Raw genomic sequence first — 18,294 nt, 5'->3', positions numbered from 1 at the left:
GTCAGGATTTGCGCCACCCGCTCAGGGTCAGGATTTCGAAGCGTTCTGCCAGCTTGCCGTCCGGATCGGCCAGCGCGGCAAACTCGGCCCGTGCCCGGGCAAGGGCAGGGCGGCCGAGCATCGGCGCCCGGTCGGCCAGCGCGGCGGAGAGGCCCTGCGCGCGCAAGTCCGCCACCAGGCCGAGCAGGCTTGAAAAGCGCACGTCCAGCGCATGGCTGTCGACTACCGGATCGGCAAAGCCCGCCCGCTGCAGCAGCTCCGCCCCGGCGCGCGTGTCGACCATCGGGTGCATCCGCGCCGCGGGCCGCTCGGGCTCCGCCGCCAGCATGATCCGGCGTAACTTGGCAAGGCTGCCGGCGGCAGGGAAGCAGGCGATCATGAGGCCACCGGGCGCCAGCGTGGCGCGCAGGTGGACGAGCGCGCCCGGCAGGTCGTTGACGGTGTCGAGCGTGCACAGCGATACGCAGAGGTCAAAACCGCCTTCGGGATAGGGTTGCTCCTCTTGCAAGGGCACTTCGGCCAGCACCGGATCGGTCGCTGTGACGGCGAAGCCTTGCCCCGCCAGCGCCCGGCCGAGGTCGCCGGTCCAGTCGCCGACCACCAGCGCCCGACCGGGCTCGACGCGGAGGAAGGCAAGCCGTTCGAGCACATCCTCGACCATCTCGCCGATCAGGTAACGCGGGGCATCGGTGCGGGCCTGCAGAGCGGCCATGCGGCGGCGGATCGCGGCGCGGCGGGCGGGATCGAAGATGCGGGGCGGGGCAGTGGCCATGACACCGGCGGATGCCCCGATGCAAGGCCGAAGACAAGGCTTGCCACACGAGAGCGAAGCAGGCCAGATGGGCCGATGCAGATGCTGAGGCCCATCGGCGACGCGCTGAAACCGGTGGTCGACCTCGTCTATCCGCCGCGCTGCCCGCTGTGCGGTGCTGCGACCGGGGAGCAGGGCGGACTATGCCAGCCTTGCTGGGGCGAGCTTGCGATTCCCGGCGACCCGAGCTGCACATATTGCCAGCGACCGTTGGGGCCTGGTGCGCAGGACGGGATGACCTGCGCCGTCTGTCTGGCCCACCCGCCCCGGCATGACGGCATCGCAGCCGCCACGCTCTACAACGATGCCTCGCGCAAGCTGGTGCTCGCCTTCAAGCACGGCAAGCGGATCGCCCTTTCGCGGCTTATGGCCCGGCTGATGCTGCGCCGGCTTGGGGCATTGCCGGAAGACACGCTGCTGGTGCCTGTCCCGCTCCACCGCGTCCGCCTGTGGCAACGCGGCTTCAACCAGTCCGCCCTGCTGGCACGCGAGATCGAGCGCATGAGCGGCGCCTCGCTCGCTCTCGACGCATTGCGACGGACACGGCCAACGCCCTCGCTCGGCGGGCTATCCAGAAAGCAGCGGGCAAAAGCTTTGCAGGGAGCGATCATCGTGGCGCCGAATTGGGCGGCGCGACTCAAGGACCGCGATGTCGTGCTCGTCGACGATGTGCTGACGAGCGGCGCGACGACGGAGGCCTGTGTTCGCGCGCTCAAGAAAGCGGGCGCGGAGCAGGTGACGATCGCCTGCTTCGCCCGGGTCCTCGACGAGGCCTTGCCCCATTCCGAGCGCGTGCCGCCGCCGATGTGACTGCCAGAAAAAGAAGCGCCCGGGACAAGGCCCGGGCGCAACGTGACGAATCTTGATTGGCCCGCTGTGTCAGCGTGGCGACCACCCCCTATGATCGCCGGGCCAGATCCCTCATTGTGGCGCGGCATAGAATGCCGCTGCCTTCTCCCCCTGAACCCTGTTCGGGCCCTCAGTGGACGCCCCTCTCGAAGCGGTGAGGCGGTTCTTCCACGCGTCGGCGAAAAGCCAAAGCGGCAAAGAGATCTGGCTTCGATTTTGGGACCACGCTGTTGTTATCGTGCAACAAGACGCTACGGCAGCGAAGCAGGAGAATACGCATGATGACGGACAGCGACGACACGGAGCAGGGCAGCGAATTCATGCCCAAGTTCGGGGCCGACGGGCTGGTCACCGCAGTCGTTCAGGAGGCCGGTTCCGGCAAAATCCTGATGGTCGCGCACATGAATGCAGATGCGATTGCCGCCACTCGTGACAGCGGCATGGCCACCTTCTGGTCGCGTTCGAGGCAGGCAATGTGGTGCAAGGGAGAGACGTCGGGCAACACCATGATGGTGCAGGAGATTCGCGTGGACTGCGACCAGGATGCGTTGCTGCTGATCGTCGAGCCCGCCGGCCCTGCCTGCCATACCGGTGCGACCAGCTGTTTCTATCGCCGGCTGGAAGACGGCGCTCTCCGAAAGGTGAAGTCTTGACGCTTACGTAAAGGATAGCTACAAGGGCTGCATGGCAAGCAGCGTTGCAAAACTCCATCCGCATGGCCGCGCCCATCTCGAACGCCCCGACGCAAGCGGGCGCGAGAATTACGCGATCTCCGACCTGACGAGCGAGTTCGACGTCACCGCGCGTGCGCTCCGCTTTTATGAGGACGAAGGCCTTATCGCCCCGCAGCGGGTCGGCCTGACGCGCATCTATTCGAAGCGCGACCGCGCGCGGCTGGCATGGATCATGCGGGCGAAGAATGTGGGCTTCAGCCTCGGCGAAATCCGCGAACTGATCGACTTGTACGATCTCGGCGACGGCCGCGTCGAACAGCGCCGCGTCACCGTGGAACGCTGCACCGACAAGATCGAGAAGCTCAAGCGCCAGCGCGAGGACATCGATTCCTCGATCGCCGAGCTGACCGAATTCGTTTCCACCATCGAAGCGCTCGACCTCCCGCAGAAACGCGACTGAGGCGAGGGCTCTTTAAACCCCCGACTACTGACTTCTTTCCAGGAGCCGATTGATGCCGACTTATACCGCCCCCACCCGCGACACGCGTTTCCTGATGCACGATGTGCTGGGCCTCGAAAATTACACCAACCTGCCGGGTTTCGAAGGCGCAACCCCCGACCTCGTCGACGCGATCCTCGACGAAGCGGGCAAGTTCACGTCCAACGTGCTTGCGCCGCTCAACCGGGTCGGTGACGAGGAAGGCTGCACCCGGCACGAGGACGGCTCAGTCACCACGCCGACCGGCTTCAAGGATGCGTTCGACCAGTTCCGCGAGGCAGGCTGGGGCACACTCACCGCTCCGGAAGAGTTCGGCGGGCAAGCCCTCCCGCACGTAATCGGCTTCGCGATCGAGGAATTCATCTCCAGCGCCAACCAGGCGTTCGGCATGTACCCTGGTCTCACCACCGGTGCGATCAATGCGATCCTTGCCAAGGGCAGCCAGGAACAGAAGGAAAAATACCTTCCCAAGATGGTCGCGGGCGAATGGCTCGGTACCATGAACCTGACCGAACCGCATTGCGGCACCGACCTCGGCATGATCCGCACCAAGGCGGAACCGCAGGCCGACGGCAGCTATGCCATCACCGGCACCAAAATCTTCATCTCGGCCGGCGAGCACGACCTGACCGAAAACATCATCCATCTGGTGCTGGCGAAAACGCCGGGCGCGCCGGACAGTTCGAAGGGCATTTCGCTGTTCATCGTGCCCAAGTTCCTCGTAAACGACGACGGTTCGCTGGGCGATCGCAACGGCGTCGTTTGCGGGTCCATCGAGCACAAGATGGGCATCCACGGCAATTCGACCTGCGTCCTCAATTACGACAACGCCAAGGGCTGGATGGTCGGCGAGGAGAACAAGGGCCTCGCCGCCATGTTCATCATGATGAATGCCGCCCGCCTCGGCGTCGGCGTGCAGGGCCTGTCGCAGGCAGAGGTCAGCTATCAGAACGCGGTTACCTACGCGACCGACCGCCGCCAGGGCCGCGCGCTGACCGGTCCGGCCGATCCCCAGGAAAAGGCCGATCCGATCATCGTCCATCCAGACGTGCGCCGGATGCTGATGGACGGCAAGGCCTTCAACGAAGGTATGCGGGCGCTGATCCTGTGGGGCGCGCTGCAGCAGGACCTCAGCCACAAGGCGCAGACCGAGGAAGAGCGGCAGGCTGCCGACGACCTCATCAGCCTGATGACCCCGGTCATCAAGGGCTACGGCACCGACAAGGGCTATGAAGTCGCCACCAACATGCAGCAGGTCTACGGCGGCCACGGCTACATCGCCGAATGGGGCATGGAACAGTTCGTCCGCGATGCCCGCATCGCGCAGATCTACGAAGGGACGAACGGCATCCAGGCGATGGACCTGTGCGGTCGCAAGTTGGGTCAGAACGGCGGCCGGGCGATCCAGGCGTGGTTCAAGTTCGTGGGCGAGGAGATCGCCAAGGGCAAGGAAGACGAGAAGCTCGCTCCGCTGGCAGAGGCGCTGGAAAAGGCGCTGGGCCAACAGCAGGCGGCAACTATGTGGTTCATGCAGAACGCAATGCAGAACCCCAACCACCTGGGCGCCGGCGCGCACCACTACATGCACATCATGGGCATCGTGGCGCTCGGCACCATGTGGCTGAAGATGGCCGGCGTGGCGCAGGCCAAGCTTGCCGAAGGCGGCAATGATGCGGCGTTCTACCAGAACAAGCTGGTGACCGCCCGCTACTTCGCCGAACGCTACCTGCCCGATGCAGGCGCCCTGCGCCGCAAGATCGAGGCCGGCAGCGAAGCGATGATGGAACTGGGCGAAGACGCCTTCGCCACCGCAGCCTGATCACGGCGACAAACAGTGAAAAGGCCGGCCCCGGTGACGGGAGCCGGCCTTTTTTCTTCCGCCGCGAATTTACTCGGGCAGGAAGTCCGGCACCGAGAGGTACCGCTCGCCCGTGTCGTAATTGAACCCGAGCACACGGCTACCGGCGGACAAGTCCGGCAGTTTCTGTGCGATCGCGGCCAGTGTCGCGCCGCTCGAAATGCCGACGAGCATGCCTTCCTCGCGCGCGGCGCGGCGAGCCATCTCCTTCGCGTCTTCGGGATCGACTTGGATAGCACCGTCGATGGACTGGGTATGCAGGTTCTCCGGAACGAAGCCCGCGCCGATGCCCTGGATCGGGTGGGGACCCGGCTGACCACCGCTGATCACCGGGGAGCCCTGCGGTTCGACGGCATAGGCCTTCATGTCCGGCCAGACCTTCTTCATCTCTTCCGCACAGCCCGTGATGTGGCCGCCGGTACCCACGCCGGTAATCATCACATCGATTGGCGTATCGCGGAAATTCTCGATGATCTCCTGTGCGGTGGTGCGGGTGTGCACCTTGTAATTGCTTTCGTTGTCGAACTGGCTCGGCATCCATGCACCGTCCGTCTGCTCGACCAGCTCGCTCGCACGCTCGATGGCGCCCTTCATGCCCTTTTCCTTCGGCGTAAGGTCGAAGCTTGCGCCATAGGCCAGCATCAGTCGGCGGCGTTCAATGCTCATGCTTTCGGGCATGACGAGCACAAGCTTGTAGCCCTTGACCGCGGCGACCATGGCGAGGCCGATGCCGGTGTTGCCGCTGGTGGGCTCGATGATCGTGCCGCCCGGCTTCAGCTGGCCTGAATTTTCCGCATCCTCGACCATGGCGAGGGCGATGCGGTCCTTGATCGATCCGCCGGGATTGGCGCGTTCGCTCTTCACCCAGACCTCGTGGTCCGGGAACATCCGGCCGAGGCGGATGTGCGGGGTGCCGCCGATGGTGGCGAGAATGGTGTCGGCTTTCATGGCAGTTGCTCCTGCTTTGTTTTCGTTTCGGTCTGCTCTTGCAACGCATCGGGCGGGTCGAAGGTCCGGGTCTTTCGCAGCACCGGGAACACCCATGCCCACAAGGCCACGGTTAGTATCGCGCCGGCGCCGCCGGTCACGACTGCGGCGACCGGGCCGATGATAAAAGCGAGCGTACCGGAGAAGAAATCGCCGAATTCGTTGGATGCGCTGATTGTCAGCAGCGAAACCGCGGAGACCCGGCCGCGCTTTTCGTCGGGCGTGTGCAGCTGAATCAGCGACTGGCGGATATAGACGCTGAACATGTCCGCCGCGCCGACGACGAACAGCAGCGCCAGGCTGAGCGTCATGGAACGCGAGAAGCCAAAGCCGATGGTGGCCAGCCCGAATACCGCCACTGCTATCAACATCTTGGGCCCGACGTTCGTCTTCAGCGGGCGGAACGAGAAGAACAGCGCGGTTATCGCCGCACCGGCGGCAGGCGCAGCGGCTAACTGGCTAAGGCCCGTCGCGCCGACTTGCAGGATGTCACGGGCGAATACCGGAAACAGCGCGGTCGCCCCGGCCAGGAAGACCGCGAACAGGTCGAGCGTAATGGCGCCGAGCACCATCTTGTTGCGGACCACGTATTTGAGACCATCGACCACTTGCCCGATCGGCCTCTGGGCGCCGGCAATCGGCGTGCGCGGCACGTGGCCGATGAAGCCGAGCGACAGCAGCGCGATCGCGAACAGCGCGAAGGCCGCGACATAAGGCATCGCCGGGTCGACGACGTAAAGATACCCGCCGATGGCTGGACCCACGATCATTCCGCTCTGCCAAGCGATGGAGGACAGGGCGATGGCGGTCGGAAGGATCTCTTTCGGCACCAGGTTGGGGGCGAGGGCGGACAGGGCTGGGCCATTAAAAGCGCGCGCAATGCCGAGGAATACCGCGATGCCAAACAACCACGGAATGCTGATGAGGTCGAACCACGACAGCGCGGCCAGGCTGCCCGCGCACACCATCTGCAAGGCGATGGTCATCTGCGCCACGCCCCGGCGGTTGAGCCGGTCGGCGGCTAGGCCGGAGAACGGCGTCAGCACGAACAGCGGCAAGAATTGCAAAAGCCCGATCAGGGCCAGCTGTCCCGAGGCCGCGCCCACGTCCATGCCGCCGTCGCGGGCGAGGTTGTAGGTTTGCCATCCGATGATCAGCAGCATGGCGTATTGCGCCAGCGTCATCGAAAGCCGGGCTACCCAGTAGGCGCGGAAATTACCTATGCGGAAAGGGGAAGGCTTGGCGCTCACCTGCGCGCCATGGCACCGCGCCGGGCGCTTGTGAAGTCGCCGCCGCTATCGGGCGGCGAAGGGCAACTTGTCAGCGCCGGCGGCGCAGGCGCGGGTTGGGCTGGACCGTCTTGATCATCGTGTTGAAATCGTCGAGCCGCAGGATGCGTTCGAACTGGAAGCCGGACCGTTCGCCCGCAATCCAGATGCAATGCGCCTCGATCCGGCCGATATCCGGCAGGCGGATCACCACGCGGTCGCCGCGATCGATATCGGCAGCACCGTCGATCATGAAACCGTGGGCCGAGATATTTGTGATATGCAGCTGCATATCGCCCTTGGCGCGATGCTCACCGATGACCGGAAGGTCCACCGGATGACGCGTGGAACGGCGCTGGTCCGTTACCGAAAGTTGTGCTCCTGCCGACACTGTCTGCTCCCCGTACAAGTGGCTGGGGATGGGGTATGCACGGCATTGACTGACAAACGGTAAACTGCGGGGAAACCGTCCGGTAAGAGGACTTACGCGCCGCGCAGGATGCCGTGCCTCTTCTTGCCGAGGCTGAGGCGAGCCGTTTCACCGCTGCCCAACGTCACCTGGTGCCGCGGATCGGAAACCTGCTCGTCGTCTAGCTTCACGGCGCCTTCCGCGACCTTGCGCTTCGCCTCGCCGTTGGAGGCGGTGAAGCCGAGCGCTGTGCACGCGGCGACGATCGGCATGCCTTCGGGCGGCACGGTCGCTTCGGGCAGGTCGTCACCCATTCCGCCGCCGGCAAAGGTTTGCGCCGCGGTTTGCGCGGCGGCCTCGGCAGCCTCGCGGCCGCGCACCAATGCCGTCACTTCGTTGGCGAGCAACTCCTTGGCAGCGTTGATCTCGCTGCCTTCCAGCGCCTCCAGTCGGGAGATCTCGTCCAGCGGGAGATCGGTGAACAGGCGCAGGAAACGCCCTGCGTCACGGTCGTCCACGTTGCGCCAGTATTGCCAGAAATCGTAAGCTGGCAGCTGCTCTTCGTTGAGCCAAACGGCACCCGATGCGGTCTTGCCCATCTTGGCCCCGTCGGCGGTCGTAAGCAGCGGCGTCGTCAGGCCGAACAGCTCGCGGCTTTCCATCCGGCGGCCGAGCTCCATCCCGTTCACGATATTGCCCCACTGATCGCTGCCGCCCATCTGCAATCGACAGTCGTAGCGGCGCGCCAGTTCGACGAAGTCGTACGCCTGCAGGATCATGTAATTGAACTCGAGGAAAGTCAGCGGCTGTTCCCGGTCGAGCCGCAGCTTTACCGAATCGAACGTCAGCATCCGGTTGACCGTGAAATGCGGCCCGACATCGCGCAGCAGCTTGATATAGCCGAGTTCACTGAGCCATTCGTCGTTGTTGACCATCACCGCATCGGTCGGGCCGTCCCCGAATGTCAGAAGCCGTTCGAACACGGTGCGGATGCCCGCAATGTTCGCGTCGATATCCGCCGCGGTCAGCATCTTGCGGCTTTCGTCCTTGCCGCTGGGATCGCCGATCTTGGTTGTTCCGCCGCCCATAACCACGATCGGCTTGTGCCCGGTTTGCTGGAGCCGGCGCAGCATCATGATCTGCACCAGGCTGCCGATATGGAGCGACGGCGCGGTCGCGTCGAAGCCGATATAGCCCGGCACAACCTGCTTTGCCGCAAGCGCATCGAGGGCGCCCGCGTCGGTCGTCTGGTGGATATATCCGCGCCCTTCCAGGACGCGCATCAGGTCGGAGTGGTAGCTGCTCATGGCGCGGCCTCTAGCAACGAACGCGGCTGTTCCCAAGCGCCCAGTCTTGCCTTGCGGGCGGGCGCGCTTGCAGCGATAGGATGGGGCCATGCACCAGCTTGTCCTCCACCCTGACTGCACCGCCGGACCGATCCGTTCGATCTCCGCCCAAATCCATCCCACCGAGAGCGGTTGCGAGGCCGTGTTCCGTGTTGAAGGCGACATGGACGTAATCGTCGTTCCGGAAAAGTCAGCGCCGGAGAGGATGGACAACCTCTGGAAGACGACCTGTTTCGAAATTTTCTGGCAGCCGGAAGGCGACAGCTATTACCGCGAGTTCAACCTCTCTCCTTCGCTGCGGTGGGCGTGCTACGATTTCGACGACTTCCGCCTGAATTCGCGCGATGCCCCCGTGGAGCGGATCGAGCAGACCTGTACAAACAATGCACGTTCTCTCGAACTAACCGCCAGCATCGATAGCGCCCTGCCGCTGCCCGCCAGCGTGGCGCTGAACGCCATCATCGAGACGAAGGAAGGCGACCTGCAATTCTGGGCGCTGGCTTTCGCGGACGGCAAGCCCGAGTTCCATAGCGAAGTCTGCCGCGCATTGAACCTGGCAGGCCGCCTGTGAGCGTGCTGTTCGGTATCGACGTCCTGCTGGCCAATCCGGCGCTGCTCGAACAGTTGCAGGGCAAGCGGGTGGCCCTCGTCGCGCACCCGGCCTCGGTTACCGCGGACCTGACGCACAGCCTCGATGCATTGATTGCGGCCGGCGTAAACGTCACCAGCGCCTTCGGCCCCCAGCACGGGCTGAAGGGCGACAAGCAGGACAACATGGTCGAAACGGCGGACGAGACCGATCCGCATTATGCCATCCCGATCTTCTCGCTTTACGGCGAAGTGCGCCGACCGACCGGGCAGATGATGTCGAGCGCCGATGTCTTCCTGTTCGACCTGCAGGACCTCGGCTGCCGCATCTACACCTTCGTCACCACGCTCCTCTACTTGCTGGAGGAGGCGGCGAAGCACGGCAAAACCGTGTGGGTGCTCGATCGTCCGAACCCCGCAGGTCGTCCGGTCGAAGGCACCTTGCTGGTGCCCGGCCAGGAAAGCTTCGTCGGTGCGGCACCGATGCCGATGCGGCACGGGCTGACGATGGGCGAGATGGGCAAGTGGTTCATCCGTCACTTCGACCTCGACGTCGATTATCGCGTCGTGGGGATGCAGGGCTACGAGCCTGATGGGACAGGCCACGGCTGGCCCGTCGGCCGCATCTGGATCAACCCCAGCCCCAACGCCGCCAGCCTCAACATGGCGCGCGCCTATGCCGGGACGGTGATGATCGAAGGCGCCACCCTGAGCGAGGGGAGGGGCACGACCCGTCCGCTGGAAGTGCTCTTCGGCGCGCCGGACATCGACGCGAAGGCGGTGCTTGCCGAGATGGAGCGGATTGCGCCCGAATGGCTCGCCGGCTGTGCACTGCGCGATTGCTGGTTCGAGCCGACCTTCCACAAACACGCCGGCGAATTGTGCAACGCGCTGATGATCCATGCCGAAGGGGCATTCTACGATCACGAGGCGTTTCGGCCGTGGCGGCTGCAGGCGCTGGCTTTCAAGGCCATCCGCAACCTCCATCCCGACTATCCGATCTGGCGCGGGCTCGAATTCAAATACGAATACACGGAGGACACGCTGGCGATCGACGTGATCAACGGCGGGCCGTCCCTGCGCGAGTGGGTGGACGATCCCGCCAGCACGCCCGCCGACCTCGACGCGATGGCGGCAAAGGACGAGGCCGCTTGGCGCGACCAGGTCGCCGACTTGCTGCTGTATTGAGGAGACGACGATGAACCGCCGCGATTTCGCCAAGCTGGCCGGCCTGGGTGCCGTCGCTGCCGCCACGCCGGTGGGCCTTGCCGCGCGGCAGAGCGATGCGCTGCCCAAGCTGGCCGCCAACGCGCAGCCGATTACGCCCGAAGAACGCGCCATGCGCATCCAGCGCGCCGCTGCGCTGATGCGGGCGAACGATATCGACGCGGTGCTGATCGAGGCGGGCTCGAGCCTGACCTATTTCACCGGCGTACGCTGGTGGCGCAGCGAGCGGCTGACGGGCGCCGTGCTGACGCGCGAGGGCGAATGCGTGGTCACGACGCCATTTTTCGAAGAGCCTTCGGTGCGCGAATCGCTCGCCATCGAGGCCGAGGTCGCGACGTGGGACGAGCATGAAGACCCGCTCGCCAAGGTGGCCGCGTGGCTGGCGGCGCGCGGGCTCGACAAGGGCCAGGTCGGAATCGAGGAAACGGTGCGCTATTTCGCGGTGGGCGGTCTTGCCGCCGCGATGCCGGACGCGCGGATCGTCAGCGCCAATCCGGTCGTGCGCGGATGCCGCATGTTCAAGTCGCCTGCCGAGCTCGCCTTGATGCAGGTCGCCAACGACATCACGCAGGCCGCTTATCGCGACGTCATCCCCCGCATCGAGGCGGGCATGACGCCGTCCGATATCGGCGGGATGATCAATGCCGCAACGCGCCAGATGGGCGGCTCGCCGGAATTCGCCCTCGTCCTTCTCGGGGAAGCGAGCGCCTATCCCCACGGCACCGGCATGCCGCAGGAAGTGCGCCCGGGCGAGGTCGTGCTGATGGATTGCGGCTGCAACGTCCACGGCTACCAGTCCGACATTTCCCGCACCATGGTGTTCGGCGAAGCCACGCCCAAACAGCGCCTCGTGTGGTCGCAGATGCGCCAAGGGCAGGACGTCGCCTTCGAAGCGGCGCAGCTGGGGCGGAGCGCCGGCGAAGTCGACGATGCGGTGCGCGCCTATTACGAAGGGTTGGGCTACGGGCCCGACTACAAGCTTCCCGGTACATCGCACCGCACCGGCCACGGTATCGGGCTGGACGGGCACGAACCGATCAACCTCGTCCGCGGCGAGGAAACGGCGCTGGCGCCCGGAATGTGCTTTTCGAACGAACCCGGCATCTACCTGCCAGGTGAATTCGGCATCCGGCTGGAAGACTGCTTCACCATGACCGAGAGCGGGCCGCGCTGGTTCACGACCCCGCCGAATTCGATCGACGATCCGGCGGGCTGAGCGGGCGGACAGGCTGGACCAGGGCCACCAGCACGAAGCTGATCAGCATCAGCAGGAACCAGCTGCCGAGCTTGGATAGGCCGACCATCTCCCAGCCCGCTTCCTGTCCGGGATAATTCCACGCATTGGCGAAGGTCGCGATGTTTTCGGCTAACCAGATGAACACCGCCACGAGGAACTGGCCAACGATCAGCGGCATCCAGCGATAGGTCCGCCACACGCGGAAGTGGATGCGCGTGCGCCCGAAGACGAGCAGCGTCGCCGCGAACAGGACGTATCGGATGTCCACCGTCCAGTGGTGGGCGAAGAAATTGATATAAACCGCCGCGGCCAGGAGCCAGGTAATCCAAGGCGGCGGATATCGGGTGAAGCGGAAATCGAAGATCCGCCATATCCGCGCGATGTAGCTGCCGACGGCCGCGTACATAAAACCGGAAAAAAGCGGCACCGCACCGATGTGGAGCAGGCTCTCCTCTGGATAGATCCACGATCCCGCGGCGGTCTTGAACAGCTCCATCACAGTGCCGACCACGTGGAAGATCAGGATCACCGCCGCTTCTCGCAGGGTTTCGAGCCGCAGCAGCAGCATGCCCGCCTGGATCGCTATCGCCGCAAGGGTCAGGAAGTCGTAGCGATGCAGCGGCGCATCGTCCGGGTAGAAAAAATGTGTCGCCAGCAGCAGGGCCAGCAGCAAACCGCCGAACAGGCAGGCCCAGCCTTGCTTGAAACCGAACAGCAGGAACTCAAAGGCCCACGCGCGCCAGCCCGGCCGCGGCTCGAACGCCTCCAGCTGCGCGCGGACGCGATGGAAACGGCTGTGGCTGACTGTGGGGCCGCGCGGCCTATCCGTGCTTACGGCTCAGCTCCCGCATCGCATCGTCCAGCCCGTCCAGCGTCAGCGGATACATCCGGTCGTTGACCAGTTCCTTCAGCATCTTGGTGCTTTGCGAATAGCTCCACTGCTTTTCGGGCACCGGATTGAGCCAGACGGTTGCGGGATAGGTGTTGGTCACCCGCTGCATCCACGCAGCGCCCGGCTCCTCGTTGAAATGCTCCACGCTGCCGCCCGCGTGGGTGATCTCGTACGGGCTCATCGCCGCATCGCCGACGAAGATGATCTTGTAGTCGTGGCCGAACTTGTGGAGCACGTCCCACGTCGGCGTGCGCTCCTGCCAGCGCCGCCGGTTGTCCTTCCACACGCCCTCATAAAGGCAGTTGTGGAAGTAGAAGAACTCCATGTTCTTGAACTCGGCCGTGGCCGCGCTGAACAGCTCCTCCACCAGCTTGATGAAAGGATCCATGGATCCGCCGACGTCGAGGAACAGGAGAAGCTTTACGGCATTGTGGCGCTCCGGACGCATGTGGATGTCGAGCCAACCCTGCTTTGCCGTCCCGTCGATGGTCGCATCAATGTCGAGCTCGTCCGGGGAGCCTTCCCGCGCAAAACGGCGCAGGCGGCGCAGCGCAACCTTGATGTTCCGCGTGCCCAGCTCCTTCGTGTTGTCGAGGTTCTGGAACTCGCGCTTCTCCCACACCTTGATGGCGCGCTTGTGCTTGCTTTCGCCGCCGATGCGCACCCCTTCGGGATTGTAGCCGGAGTTGCCGAACGGACTGGTGCCGCCGGTGCCGATCCACTTGTTCCCGCCCTGGTGACGCTTCTGCTGTTCTTCGAGCCGCTTCTTCAGCGTCTCCATGATCTCGTCCCAGTCGCCCAGCGCCTTGATCTTGGCCATCTCTTCTTCGGAAAGATACTTCTCGGCGATCGCCTTCAGCCATTCTTCGGGCACATCGACCTGTTCCTGTCCGTAATCGGTCAGGATCCCCTTGAAGACCTTGTTGAAGACCTGGTCGAAGCGGTCCAGCAGCCCCTCGTCCTTCACGAATGTCGCGCGGCTGAGGTAGTAGAACGCCTCGGGAGACTGCTCGATCACGTCGCGCTCCAGCGCTTCCAGCAGCACCAGGTGCTCCTTCGGCGTCACCGCGATCCCGGCGCTGCGCAATTCGTCCATGAAGTTGTAGAACATCGGCTGCGAAACTCTCCGTGACGGGATGCGAAAATTTACCGGACGGTAACCACGTGCGCATACACGCTGCAAGCACACACAGGGGTGCGCACGGAATGGAATATAGCAAGATAACGCCTGCGGGCCAGCACGAGCTGGACGAGCAGCTAAGGTCTGCAGTGGACGGCGCTGTTCGCCCGGCGTTCGACGAGGCGATGCTCGCCCGCGTGCCGGCCAGCTGCGGCGAGGTCGCCGTCGGCTGTTCCGACGTAGCCGGCGTTATCGGCAAGGTCATCCAGAGCTCCGAAAGACTGCGCAACGAACACGCCGAGCTGCTGGGCACGGTCGCCGAGCTCGAGGCGGACCAGCAAAAGGTCACCCAGGCGAGCGACGAAGCGCGCCTGCTATCCGAACGCGCAATTTCCCGGCTGGGGGAGGGGACGAGCCTGATCCGGTCCTCGCTCGACCAGGTCGGACATTTGCTGGAGCTCGTCGAAACCCTGTCGCAGCACGTCACCGGATTTGCCGCGGCGATGGACCAGGTGAAGAATAGCTCGCAGAACATCAACGAGATCGCCGAGACCACCAATATTCTCGCGCTCAATGCCACGATCGAGGCGATGCGCGCTGGCGAGGCTGGCCGCGCCTTTGCCGTCGTCGCCAACGAGGTGAAAAAGCTTGCCGGCGACACCCGCACGGCCACGAACGAAATTTCGCACACGATCGAGGCGCTGGAGTCCGAAGCCAAGTCCGTGATCGCGAAGATCGAGGACGGTGCCAAGGCCAGCGAGAATGCGAAATCCTCCATCGCCAGCATCGACCAGACGATCAGCGGCGTCGCGGAATTGGTCGAGGAGGTCGACAAGCAGAACGACCAGATCGCCCGCGCGACCGGCACGATCAGCGACCATGTCGGCAAGGTACAGCACGTGCTGGAGACCTTCGACGCCGCAGCGATCGAGAATGAAAGCAAGCTCGTCCACTCGCAAAGCCGGATGGAAGAGCTGGAGCTGACGGCGAGCGAGATGTTCGACACCATCGTCAAGGCGGGCCTCTCGCCCAAAGACAGCGAAATGGTCGCCAAGGCGCAGGATGTGACGAAGCAGCTTGTCGACCGGGTCGAGCAGGCCATCGCGTCCGGCGAGATCAGCGAGGCCGACGTGTTCGACAACGATTACCTGCCCGTGCCGGGCAGCAATCCGCAGCGCTACCGCACGCGCTTTTCCGACTGGACCGACAAGAACTGGCGCCCTGTGCTCGACCGCGTGACCGAAGAAGATGCGCGCATCCCGATGTGTTCGCCAGCGGACATGAAGGGCTTCCTGCCGACCCATGTTAGCGACAAGTCGCGCGCGCCCACCGGCGACATCGCTCACGATACGAAACACTGCCGCAACGGCCTCATCCTGCTCGGCCCGATCGACCGCAAGGCGAAGGAAAGCCGCGCGCCGTACATGATGGCCGTCTATCGCCAGGACGGCGACGGCAAGGATTACATGGTGGTGCGCAACGTGTTCGTGCCGCTGTTCGTCAACGGCCGCCGCTGGGGCGACTTCGAAATACCTTACATCATCGACGACAAGCGCTGATCGCCGAAACGCGTCAGCTCTGGCGGCGCGACATGAAAGCGAGGCGTTCGAACAGCATCACGTCCTGTTCGTTCTTCAGCAGCGCGCCGTGCAGCGGCGGAATCGCTTTCGACGGATCGCGGTCCTGCAGCACTTCTAGCGGCATGTCCTCGTTCATCAGCAGCTTCAGCCAGTCGAGCAATTCGCTGGTCGAGGGCTTCTTCTTCAGGCCCGGGACGTCGCGCACCTCGTAGAAGATATCCATCGCCTTCTTGACCAGCGTCTTCTGGATATCGGGGAAGTGGACGCCGATGATTTCCTGCATCGTCTCCCGGTCGGGAAACTTGATGTAGTGGAAGAAGCAGCGACGCAGGAACGCGTCCGGCAATTCCTTCTCGTTGTTTGAGGTGATGACCACGATCGGCCGCTCCTTCGCCTCGATCCGCTGCTGCGTTTCGTAGACGTCGAAGCTCATCCGGTCGAGTTCCTGCAGCAGGTCGTTCGGAAACTCGATGTCGGCCTTGTCGATCTCGTCGATCAGCAAGACGGGCAGCTGCTCGCTGGTAAAAGCTTCCCACAGCTTGCCGCGCTTGATGTAATTCGAAATGTCGTGGACGCGCTCGTCGCCGAGCTGCCCGTCGCGCAGGCGGGCGACCGCATCGTATTCGTAGAGGCCCTGCTGCGCCTTGGTGGTGGACTTCACGTTCCACTCGATCAACGGGGCATCCAGCGCCTTGGAAATCTCGTGCGCCAGCACCGTCTTGCCGGTGCCGGGCTCCCCCTTCACCAGAAGCGGGCGGCGCAGCAGCACCGCCGCGTTGACCGCGACCTTGAGATCATCGGTCGCAATATAGTTGCTGGTGCCGTCGAAACGCTGGTCGGTCATGGAATCCTCGAACGGTTTAATCGTGCGGTTAAGCCGTTAGGGGGAGGGGGCCGCTATCGCAAGGGCGAAGCGGCCATCACGCGTCGATGGCGTCTCGGTCCAGTTCCCCGGCGCGGTTCTGGATGAAGTTGAAGCGGTGTTCCGGATTGCGGCCCATGAGCTGGTCGACGAGGTCCTTCACCTTGGCCCGCTGTTCGAAATCGGGCGGCAGGGTCACGCGCACCAGGCTGCGGGTGTCGGGATTCATTGTGGTTTCGCGCAGCTGCTGCGGGTTCATTTCGCCGAGCCCCTTGAAGCGGCCGACTTCCACTTTCTTGCCCTTGAACACGGTCTCTTCCAGCTCGCGCCGGTGCGCATCGTCGCGGGCATAGCGGCTTTCCTTGCCCGCAGTCAGGCGGTAGAGCGGGGGCTGGGCGAGGTAGAGGTGCCCCTTGCGCACCACATCCGGCATCTCCTGGAAGAAGAACGTCATCAGCAGCGTCGCGATGTGCGCGCCGTCGACATCGGCATCGGTCATGATGATGATGCGGTCGTAGCGCATGTTGTCGGGGTCGCAGTCCTTGCGCGTGCCGCAGCCCATCGCCAGAACCAGGTCGGCGATTTCGCTGTTGGCGCGGATTTTCTCAGCCGTCGCGCTCGCGACATTCAGGATCTTGCCGCGGATCGGCAGGATTGCCTGAGACTTGCGGTCGCGGGCCTGCTTCGCACTGCCGCCTGCGCTGTCGCCTTCAACGATGAAAAGCTCAGTTTCCCGGTCGCCTTCGCCGCTGCAGTCGGTCAGCTTGCCGGGCAGGCGAAGCTTCTTGGCATTGGTGGCCGTCTTGCGCTTGATCTCGCGCTCCGCCTTGCGGGCGAGGCGTTCGTCCATCCGCTCCATCACCTGGCCCAGCAGCGCCTTGCCACGGTCCATGTTGTCGGTGAGGAAGTGGTCGAAATGGTCGCGCACCGCGTTTTCGACCAGTCGCGCGGCTTCGGGCGAGGTCAGCCGGTCCTTTGTCTGAGACTGGAATTGCGGATCGCGGATGAAGACGCTCAGCATCACCTCGGCGCCGTTCATCACGTCATCGGCGGTGAGGTCCTTCGCCTTGCGGGTATTGGTGAGTTCGCCGAAGGCGCGCAGCCCTTTGACCAGCGCCGCGCGCAGGCCCTGTTCGTGCGTGCCGCCATCGGGCGTCGGCACGGTGTTGCAGTACCAGCTGGTCGATCCTTCGGAATACAGCGGCCAGGCGATCGCCCATTCCACGCTGCCCTGCATCTGGCCGTCGTCGCTGGCGGGAAAATCCTGCTTGCCGGCGAAAGGATCATTGGTCGCGCACTCGCGCCCGGCCAATTGTTCTGCCAGGTGGTCCGCCAACCCGCCCGGAAACTGGAACGAGGCTTCGGTCGGAACGTCGTCCTTTGCCAGCGAGGGGGCGCATTTCCAGCGGATCTCTACCCCGGCGAACAGGTAGGCCTTGGACCGCGCCATCTTGAAAAGTCGTTTGGGATTGAACTTGCGGTCGCCGAAGATTTCGGGGTCGGGCGTGAAAGTAACCGTGGTACCGCGCCGGTTTGGCGCCGCGCCTTCCTTGCGGATCTTGCCCTGCGGCAGGCCCTGCGCGAATTCCTGGACGAACAGCTCCTTATTGCGGGCGACCTCGACCCGCGTCTTTACCGAGAGCGCATTCACCACGCTGACGCCGACGCCGTGCAGGCCGCCGCTGGTGGCGTAGGCCTTGCCGGAGAACTTGCCGCCCGAATGCAGCGTGGTGAGGATCACTTCCAGCGTGGACTTGCCGGGAAACTTGGGATGTTCGTCCACTGGGATGCCGCGGCCGTTGTCCGAAATGCTGAGCGTGCCGGCGGTACCCTCCGGTCCCTCTTCAAGAACGACCTCGATCCGGTTGGCATGGCCGGCGACAGCCTCGTCCATCGAGTTGTCAATGACTTCGGCGGCAAGGTGGTGGAGCGCGCGGTCGTCCGTCCCGCCGATGTACATGCCAGGGCGGCGGCGCACCGGCTCCAGCCCCTCCAGCACCTCGATGGCGGAGGAATCGTAATCGCCGCCCGTTGCGGGCGCATTTTCAAACAGGTCTTCGGACATAGGAGGTCGCTATGCGCCCGCC

At 64.2% G+C, this 18,294-nt stretch carries 17 protein-coding genes; 8 read left to right on the top strand and 9 right to left on the bottom strand.

What is annotated here, in order from left to right:
- Position 1: 1 nt before the first annotated feature.
- Positions 2–772 (bottom strand): class I SAM-dependent methyltransferase, encoded by a 771-nt coding sequence (locus VCJ71_RS02735; RefSeq protein WP_324638904.1) that lies wholly within the window; start codon positions 770–772, stop codon positions 2–4.
- Positions 773–847: 75 nt separating this feature from the next.
- Here VCJ71_RS02735 and VCJ71_RS02730 point away from each other — a divergent pair, with 75 nt between their 5' ends.
- From VCJ71_RS02730 to VCJ71_RS02715, 4 genes are all read left to right on the top strand, one after another.
- Positions 848–1,621 carry a ComF family protein gene (locus tag VCJ71_RS02730; RefSeq protein WP_324638902.1) on the top strand — a complete coding sequence of 258 codons (774 nt, stop codon included), beginning with the start codon at positions 848–850 and terminating at the stop codon, positions 1,619–1,621.
- 320 nt (positions 1,622–1,941) lie between these two features.
- Positions 1,942–2,313, top strand: a complete 372-nt coding sequence (hisI, locus tag VCJ71_RS02725) for a phosphoribosyl-AMP cyclohydrolase (RefSeq protein ID WP_324640858.1) — start codon at positions 1,942–1,944, stop codon at positions 2,311–2,313.
- A gap of 31 nt (positions 2,314–2,344) precedes the next feature.
- Positions 2,345–2,794, top strand: coding sequence for a MerR family transcriptional regulator (locus tag VCJ71_RS02720; RefSeq protein ID WP_290135128.1), 450 nt, complete (start codon positions 2,345–2,347; stop codon positions 2,792–2,794).
- 52 nt (positions 2,795–2,846) lie between these two features.
- A complete protein-coding gene (locus tag VCJ71_RS02715) occupies positions 2,847–4,652 on the top strand; it encodes an acyl-CoA dehydrogenase C-terminal domain-containing protein (protein ID WP_324638899.1) in 1,806 nt (601 codons plus the stop codon).
- Between the two features lie 69 nt (positions 4,653–4,721).
- Here VCJ71_RS02715 and cysK read toward each other — a convergent pair whose 3' ends face one another.
- The 4 genes from cysK to tyrS all read right to left on the bottom strand — a co-directional run bounded on the left by cysK (position 4,722) and on the right by tyrS (position 8,662).
- Positions 4,722–5,639, bottom strand: a complete 918-nt coding sequence (gene cysK, locus VCJ71_RS02710; protein WP_324638898.1) for a cysteine synthase A — start codon at positions 5,637–5,639, stop codon at positions 4,722–4,724.
- Positions 5,636–6,901 (bottom strand): MFS transporter, encoded by a 1,266-nt coding sequence (locus VCJ71_RS02705; protein ID WP_324640857.1) that lies wholly within the window; start codon positions 6,899–6,901, stop codon positions 5,636–5,638. Before VCJ71_RS02705 ends, cysK begins: the two co-directional genes overlap by 4 nt.
- A gap of 97 nt (positions 6,902–6,998) precedes the next feature.
- On the bottom strand, positions 6,999–7,337 hold the full coding sequence (locus tag VCJ71_RS02700) for a PilZ domain-containing protein (protein WP_324638897.1): 339 nt from the start codon (positions 7,335–7,337) through the stop codon (positions 6,999–7,001).
- 92 nt (positions 7,338–7,429) lie between these two features.
- Positions 7,430–8,662, bottom strand: a complete 1,233-nt coding sequence (tyrS, locus tag VCJ71_RS02695; protein ID WP_324638895.1) for a tyrosine--tRNA ligase — start codon at positions 8,660–8,662, stop codon at positions 7,430–7,432.
- Positions 8,663–8,750: 88 nt separating this feature from the next.
- On the opposite strand from tyrS, the gene VCJ71_RS02690 reads away from it, so the two are divergent.
- From VCJ71_RS02690 to VCJ71_RS02680, 3 genes are read left to right on the top strand one after another with little or no spacing between them, the layout of a single operon-like run.
- Positions 8,751–9,272, top strand: a complete 522-nt coding sequence (locus VCJ71_RS02690; RefSeq protein WP_324638892.1) for a DOMON domain-containing protein — start codon at positions 8,751–8,753, stop codon at positions 9,270–9,272.
- 2 nt (positions 9,273–9,274) lie between these two features.
- Complete coding sequence (locus VCJ71_RS02685; protein WP_324640856.1) at positions 9,275–10,477, top strand: exo-beta-N-acetylmuramidase NamZ family protein; 1,203 nt, start codon at positions 9,275–9,277, stop codon at positions 10,475–10,477.
- A gap of 10 nt (positions 10,478–10,487) precedes the next feature.
- Positions 10,488–11,732 carry a M24 family metallopeptidase gene (locus VCJ71_RS02680; protein ID WP_324638891.1) on the top strand — a complete coding sequence of 415 codons (1,245 nt, stop codon included), beginning with the start codon at positions 10,488–10,490 and terminating at the stop codon, positions 11,730–11,732.
- Here the strand turns inward: VCJ71_RS02680 and VCJ71_RS02675 are convergent.
- Together VCJ71_RS02675 and VCJ71_RS02670 are read right to left on the bottom strand one after the other, a co-directional pair.
- The gene (locus VCJ71_RS02675) at positions 11,692–12,522 is read right to left on the bottom strand and encodes a DUF817 domain-containing protein (RefSeq protein WP_324640855.1); all 831 of its coding nucleotides are present in this window, start codon (positions 12,520–12,522) and stop codon (positions 11,692–11,694) included. The genes VCJ71_RS02680 and VCJ71_RS02675 overlap by 41 nt on opposite strands.
- 52 nt (positions 12,523–12,574) lie before the next feature.
- Positions 12,575–13,756 carry a vWA domain-containing protein gene (locus tag VCJ71_RS02670; protein ID WP_324638889.1) on the bottom strand — a complete coding sequence of 394 codons (1,182 nt, stop codon included), beginning with the start codon at positions 13,754–13,756 and terminating at the stop codon, positions 12,575–12,577.
- A 95-nt stretch (positions 13,757–13,851) separates the two neighbouring features.
- On the opposite strand from VCJ71_RS02670, the gene VCJ71_RS02665 reads away from it, so the two are divergent.
- Positions 13,852–15,324 carry a methyl-accepting chemotaxis protein gene (locus VCJ71_RS02665; protein ID WP_324638887.1) on the top strand — a complete coding sequence of 491 codons (1,473 nt, stop codon included), beginning with the start codon at positions 13,852–13,854 and terminating at the stop codon, positions 15,322–15,324.
- Positions 15,325–15,337: 13 nt separating this feature from the next.
- Here VCJ71_RS02665 and VCJ71_RS02660 read toward each other — a convergent pair whose 3' ends face one another.
- Positions 15,338–16,189, bottom strand: coding sequence for an AAA family ATPase (locus VCJ71_RS02660; protein ID WP_324638886.1), 852 nt, complete (start codon positions 16,187–16,189; stop codon positions 15,338–15,340).
- 76 nt (positions 16,190–16,265) lie between these two features.
- Positions 16,266–18,272 carry a DNA topoisomerase IV subunit B gene (gene parE / locus VCJ71_RS02655; RefSeq protein WP_324638884.1) on the bottom strand — a complete coding sequence of 669 codons (2,007 nt, stop codon included), beginning with the start codon at positions 18,270–18,272 and terminating at the stop codon, positions 16,266–16,268.
- Between the last annotated feature and the right edge of the window lie 22 nt (positions 18,273–18,294).

The organism is Pseudoblastomonas aquimaris (genome assembly GCF_035481675.1).
Classification (GTDB): Bacteria; Pseudomonadota; Alphaproteobacteria; order Sphingomonadales; family Sphingomonadaceae; genus Alteriqipengyuania_B.
This window is presented reverse-complemented; position numbering and strand designations above follow the sequence as displayed.

Bases quoted from the DNA above. Each gene is read 5' to 3' on its own strand.
- VCJ71_RS02735 (WP_324638904.1), bottom strand. From the start codon at position 772: ATGGCCACTGCCCCGCCCCGCATCTTCGATCCCGCCCGCCGCGCCGCG.
- VCJ71_RS02730 (WP_324638902.1), top strand. From the start codon at position 848: ATGCAGATGCTGAGGCCCATCGGCGACGCGCTGAAACCGGTGGTCGAC.
- hisI (WP_324640858.1), top strand. From the start codon at position 1,942: ATGACGGACAGCGACGACACGGAGCAGGGCAGCGAATTCATGCCCAAG.
- VCJ71_RS02720 (WP_290135128.1), top strand. From the start codon at position 2,345: ATGGCAAGCAGCGTTGCAAAACTCCATCCGCATGGCCGCGCCCATCTC.
- VCJ71_RS02715 (WP_324638899.1), top strand. From the start codon at position 2,847: ATGCCGACTTATACCGCCCCCACCCGCGACACGCGTTTCCTGATGCAC.
- cysK (WP_324638898.1), bottom strand. From the start codon at position 5,639: ATGAAAGCCGACACCATTCTCGCCACCATCGGCGGCACCCCGCACATC.
- tyrS (WP_324638895.1), bottom strand. From the start codon at position 8,662: ATGAGCAGCTACCACTCCGACCTGATGCGCGTCCTGGAAGGGCGCGGA.
- VCJ71_RS02690 (WP_324638892.1), top strand. From the start codon at position 8,751: ATGCACCAGCTTGTCCTCCACCCTGACTGCACCGCCGGACCGATCCGT.
- VCJ71_RS02680 (WP_324638891.1), top strand. From the start codon at position 10,488: ATGAACCGCCGCGATTTCGCCAAGCTGGCCGGCCTGGGTGCCGTCGCT.
- VCJ71_RS02670 (WP_324638889.1), bottom strand. From the start codon at position 13,756: ATGTTCTACAACTTCATGGACGAATTGCGCAGCGCCGGGATCGCGGTG.
- VCJ71_RS02665 (WP_324638887.1), top strand. From the start codon at position 13,852: ATGGAATATAGCAAGATAACGCCTGCGGGCCAGCACGAGCTGGACGAG.
- VCJ71_RS02660 (WP_324638886.1), bottom strand. From the start codon at position 16,189: ATGACCGACCAGCGTTTCGACGGCACCAGCAACTATATTGCGACCGAT.
- parE (WP_324638884.1), bottom strand. From the start codon at position 18,272: ATGTCCGAAGACCTGTTTGAAAATGCGCCCGCAACGGGCGGCGATTAC.